The sequence below is a fragment of the Saccharothrix sp. ST-888 genome, assembly GCF_000955975.1.
Lineage (GTDB): Bacteria > Actinomycetota > Actinomycetes > Streptomycetales > Streptomycetaceae > Kitasatospora.
Genome location: NZ_JYJF01000778.1, coordinates 1 through 325, shown reverse-complemented (window position 1 = coordinate 325; position 325 = coordinate 1). Strand labels below are relative to the sequence as shown.

Here is a 325-nt window from a genome sequence, read left to right as displayed (position 1 = left end):
GGCGCACCCGGCGGGGATCGCCACCAGCCACGTCCCCGACAGCGCACCAGCGCCACCATCGGTGACCGGCTTCCAGCTCACCCGGTACCGCCAGCCGTCGACCGTGGACTGCTCACGGCTCTGCCGGCGCCACGCCGACAGCATCGGGAGCACCGCGCCCAGCTCACTGCCGCCCTCTACCTCCAGGGTCGCGGCCAGGGCATCCAGGTCCTCGCGCTCGACGGCTTCCCAGAAGCGGGCGTCCACCGCGTCGACCGGCGCGACACCGGCCACCGGGGCCGCCGTCTCCAGCCAGTACCACTCGCGCTGGAAGGCGTAGGTCGGC

At 74.2% G+C, this 325-nt stretch carries 1 protein-coding gene; it reads right to left on the bottom strand.

What is annotated here, in order from left to right:
* On the bottom strand, positions 1-325 hold a 325-nt coding region (locus tag UK12_RS42390; RefSeq protein ID WP_045307182.1), incomplete at both ends, for a hypothetical protein.